Here is a 4,717-nt window from a genome sequence, read left to right as displayed (position 1 = left end):
TCTTGTCGTAATACATCAATTGAACCTTTTAGACCACAAAGATAAGTCAAAGAACGCTTTAATCAATTATTCGATATAAACTCTAATGAATTAGGAAATTCTTTTGGGAAAATACATGTTAACATATATTCTGAGAACTTTGATAAACGCCAATGGCTAATAGATGCAACGTATGCTAGACATCATGAAGAGCAGAGGTATGTAAAATATATAGATAGTAATTATAATCGGTTGCGCTATATTTATCATAATGGGCAAATTATAGGATTGGCTGCATTAAATACACTCTATCAACGTCATTTTTCATATATGAGTATTCGTACGGTAGGGGGATTATCAACTTTTTCTAGTGATAGTGGAATGGGGCTTTATATAGGATATATTTCTACAGAACCGGAGACAGCCAAACGTGATGGAAAATTTGAAACAAGAATATTAAATGAATGGGTTATAGAGCAATATAACATTTTACTTCAACAAGGGTTAACTAATAAAGATAAACTATGGTTGCCATATAATTTATGTAGTTTTGATATTGATATGTGCGATATCTTAATGGTTTATTTTGCTAATAAGTCTAACCTTTTTTCAACTGATCTAAAATCATTATTATCGTTGATAGCAAAAGGATCTAAATTAGTTTTTGCGATTGCACCACATGGTGATGATGATAGAATTGATACATATACGGATAGGGAAAGAAGTCTTAATATGTTAAATGATAATGAATACCTCTTTATTCCATGTACTCTTAGTGATTTCTTAAGTACGGAAATAAAAGATAATTGCTATTTTAATATTATTAGTTGTATAAAAACTGTTGCAGCCAAAATGGAACTTAAAATCCAATTTAAGTTAACTGATGATAAAACATATTCTATATTTGAAGGGGTATATAAAGGGCTGATACTTAGTCGCCTATGATTATATGCTATATGTGATATTATACTTGTAGAGTATTTTTTAGTTACTTTGATGAGAGGAATTATTAAAAGAAATCCTTATGCAAATACCACAATCGCAAATACTTACCACCCGATGCCTTAACCGAGTATTCGATACCACCTCGGCCACCTATAAGTTCTTCTGGTTCTTGTCCATCTTGCAGATACATGCCCGCACGGAAAATTTGCATATAAACGTATGGGACATTATGGTCCGCATGGTGGCCAATGCCTGGTATCCGATACACTATTTCCGGCTGTCATTCGGGAAAAACGATTCGTTGTTTGAGATTGTCACCGAGTTGCAGAAAGAAACGCAGATACCGATTGATGCAAGTTGTGAGGAGGTGATTGGGCAGCTTCAGGAGAAACTGGAAAATAAATCGGTAAAAAGTAAACTGCGTCGACTGACAGTGTATGTGCCATACTGTTTTTTGTATCCCTGGATAAATGCGGCCCATAACAACCGGGAAATCATGTGGCGTTCGCAGAATCGGGAGAACGGATGCCTCTATTCCATCCATAAGGAGAAGATGGATTTTTATATCGAACTCAATCCGATATGGGATGAGTACCTGCATACTCATTATCGGATTCTGATGGATTTCACTTATTGGAACTTGACACAGTTCTTGCAAGTGAGAAATCCGAATGTCCCTGCCATCTCCAGTAAGTTAATCCGACCGGAAAGCAGGAGCTCGTTGGCAAATCCGCATCGTTATTGGAATAAGGTGATACAACTAGGGGGACCTGTACGCTGTATTTATACGGGACATGAGTTGCATGCTTCCGACTATGAACTGGACCATTTCATCCCCTGGAGTTTTGTTTCTCATGACTTGCTTTGGAATCTGATTCCTGCTGATGGAAGTATCAACTCTTCCAAAAGCAATTATTTGCCGGATTTGGATATTTACTTACCGAAATTGGCTAAATTGCAGCATCATTCTTTGAAAATCTCGATGCAGGCAGGGTATCAGCCTGCAATTTTGGAAGACTTCCTGTCTTTGGGATATACCCCGAAGGAGTTTGTCAACATGAATGAGGAAGAGTTTTTAGAGGTGTATAGGCGTACGTTCGGACCGATGCACCAAATTGCCCAGAACATGGGCTTTGAAACCTGGAAATACTAATATTATGGAACCTGAAAAAATAAACCATCCTTACCTGACTGCCATCAAGCGCACTAGCCTTTCTGCGCCCACCCGTTATTTGCTTCAGCACAGTCTGCTGAAGGGACGCATTCTGGACTTTGGTTGCGGGTATGGATTTGACACAGACGAATTGAAACGGCAGGGATATGACATTGTGGGGTATGACTATTATTACCGGCCTGAATATCCGGAAGGAAAGTTCGATACCATCTTGTGCAACTATGTGCTGAACGTGCTGGAACCCTACGCGCAGGCCGAAGTGATGATGAACGTGACCAATCTTCTTTCTCCCACAGGAACGGCCTTTTTTGCCGTGCGTCGTGACCTGACGGAAGAAGGATTCAGGTTGCATGCCATCTATCGCCAGTACACCTATCAATGCAATGTGCGTTTGCCTTTCCTGAGTCTGGAACGGAACGCGAGCTATGAGCTTTACGAGTATCATCATTTCAACAAGCTGCCACGGAAGGAAGGGGAGACCTGTCCTTTCTGCCGGCTGTCGCGCAAGGTGGAAATCATCTGTGAGACGGCCACTTGTGTAGCGTTCTACGATGGCTATCCGGTGTCGCAAGGGCATGCGTTGATCATTCCCAAGCGGCATGTGGCTTCTTATTTTGACTTGACCCATCACGAACGGGAGGCCATGAATGTGATGCTTCAGTATGTGAAGCAGAAGGTGGACGAACGGTATCATCCGGATGGGTATAATATCGGCATCAATGTGAACGAGGCAGCCGGGCAGTCGGTCTTTCACGTACACATGCACCTGATTCCTCGCTACAAGGGGGATGTGCCCAATCCGAAAGGCGGGGTAAGGGGTGTCATTCCGTCCAAGCAGAGTTACAATGCGAAGGAAACCCTCTCTTCGCCCGTGCAGCCGGAGAAGAAGAAGGCTTATACGGTTGAGGAGAAGAGGAATGAGCATGGAAACGCATATATTCCGTGGGAGGAAGAGGCCGACAAGTTGCTTTGTCGGTTGTATGATGAAGGGAATAGCATAAGTGCGCTTGCCGAGATGTTTGAACGTACTCAGGGAGCTATCCGCAGCCGCTTGAAGAAGCTGGGGAAAATTAATTGAAAAAGATTGGTTGTTAAGAGTAATTTTTATGTCTGTTCAAACAGATCTTTGATGTTGTAAAAGCCACCACTTGGTCCTTCTATAAGTAGCAGACAACCTTGATAGGAGATATTTTTCCATTTTTCATTCATATCAAGTCGTAGGATAATAGTTGGGATTCGCTGTTGAGGAGAGTCGTACCTGAAACAGGGTTGAATATAGAGGGGACTATATGCTTGATTGTCATTATTATATAACTTCAGCATTTTAGTCCCCTTTTCTTCAGATATTGTACAGTGGTTAAATAATGATTTTAAATCGAGGCGCTTTTGGTCAAATCTTTCAATAAAGATGGTCTTTGAAGTAAACTCTTTTTCTAGCAAAGAAAGTATGTTCTCTTTATAGTCTTTGGGGAAATGTGGTTCTTCGTTATTGATAGATATTTCAGTGTTATGTAACTCAATATTGGTTTTAGTAGGAGCTTTTAGTAGGATATTGTGGAAAGAAATTATGTGGCATGCACATAGAATCATCCCATTTTCAGCGATAAAATATTGTATGTCGGTTTCCTTCTTGATCTTTAAACAGATAGATTTAGCTGAAGTACTTTGGGTATCGTAACTACAATTTCCTTCAATGCAATATATCAGTAAAGGAGGTCTATTTGTTTTTCTTGAGTGATAGAGTCGTAAATAATATACCAACTCATTCTCTTTAGAGCATTTAGAGGAATCATAATATTCTGCTAGATTTATGTCACTTTTTTCGGTACGTAACCAAAGTTTCTGATGTTTGAAATACTTAGATAAGGTTTCTATGCTTGTTGTTAGCATACGGTTTATGTGTTGCAAATATAAAGATTCGAAACTTAAATTATTAAAAGCATTTGGATTATTCGTTATGACTTTGATTTGAGATTCCGTTACACAACTCTTGTATTCTTGATAAAAACTACGGTTGATTGTGTAATATGGACATCTATAGGCGTATAAAAAATGGGGACTTTTGGGTGTATGGTGTTTCTTGTATTGCATACATAAAGGATAGCTTGAATACCAATTTTGAATATATTTATAATGCTGGCAAATAGAGCAGTCCTTAATATTATATCCTAAAGATTGTGCATAAAGGAGGAAGTAATTATTGTCAAAGTGTTGGTTGTAAACAGAGATTTCTAAAAGTGCCTGTTTATATTGAGGCATAGTGATTTCTTTACATGTTGTTTTATAGCAATCCTCATTGTGGTATTTACCTGAACTGAAAAGAGCATATTTTTGCACAGGATACTCTATTTCTAACGGTTTGTATGCATCCTTTAATGTAATATTATATTTGTCTCCCTTCAGTTCAGTATTCATTTCGATTTCTTTTATATCGTCCTCAGAACTTACAGGGATTTCAATAATGGGAAGTTTTGAATTGATTTTTTCTTCAGAACATGGATGGGTAACACAGATTTCGATCAGGAGAGTGCATATTCCGGCGGATACCCGTTCAGCATTTCCGGTGATATCCGTTCACTCCCCAGTTAGTATTCAGTGTCGTTGGCAAAGTTAATACTT

Annotated in this window: 4 protein-coding genes; 3 read left to right on the top strand and 1 reads right to left on the bottom strand. The window is 39.0% G+C overall.

The features are described 5' to 3' along the window. Nucleotides 1-267: 267 nt before the first annotated feature. The 3 genes from OCV81_RS17520 (at nt 268) to OCV81_RS17510 (ending at nt 3,176) form a co-directional block, all read left to right on the top strand. A complete protein-coding gene (locus tag OCV81_RS17520; RefSeq protein ID WP_148331115.1) occupies nt 268-924 on the top strand; it encodes a hypothetical protein in 657 nt (218 codons plus the stop codon). A 79-nt stretch (nt 925-1,003) separates the two neighbouring features. Further along, complete coding sequence (locus OCV81_RS17515) at nt 1,004-2,077, top strand: HNH endonuclease domain-containing protein (protein WP_262640544.1); 1,074 nt, start codon at nt 1,004-1,006, stop codon at nt 2,075-2,077. Between the two features lie 4 nt (nt 2,078-2,081). Further along, entirely contained in the window at nt 2,082-3,176 is a 1,095-nt protein-coding gene (locus OCV81_RS17510) for an HIT family protein (protein WP_262640543.1), read from the top strand. Nucleotides 3,177-3,202: 26 nt separating this feature from the next. Here OCV81_RS17510 and OCV81_RS17505 read toward each other — a convergent pair whose 3' ends face one another. Further along, nucleotides 3,203-4,513 (bottom strand): hypothetical protein, encoded by a 1,311-nt coding sequence (locus tag OCV81_RS17505; RefSeq protein WP_148331113.1) that lies wholly within the window; start codon nt 4,511-4,513, stop codon nt 3,203-3,205. Between the last annotated feature and the right edge of the window lie 204 nt (nt 4,514-4,717).

Source organism: Phocaeicola fibrisolvens (genome assembly GCF_025567125.1).
GTDB classification, from domain to species: Bacteria; Bacteroidota; Bacteroidia; order Bacteroidales; family Bacteroidaceae; genus Phocaeicola; species Phocaeicola fibrisolvens.
The sequence above is the reverse complement of the archived record's forward strand: the minus strand, read 5'-3'. Positions and strand labels throughout refer to the sequence as shown.

Excerpts from the sequence above, each read along its gene's own strand:
- OCV81_RS17505 (WP_148331113.1), bottom strand. The coding sequence starts at position 4,513 with ATGAATACTGAACTGAAGGGAGACAAATATAATATTACATTAAAGGAT.
- OCV81_RS17515 (WP_262640544.1), top strand. The coding sequence starts at position 1,004 with ATGCAAATACCACAATCGCAAATACTTACCACCCGATGCCTTAACCGA.
- OCV81_RS17510 (WP_262640543.1), top strand. The coding sequence starts at position 2,082 with ATGGAACCTGAAAAAATAAACCATCCTTACCTGACTGCCATCAAGCGC.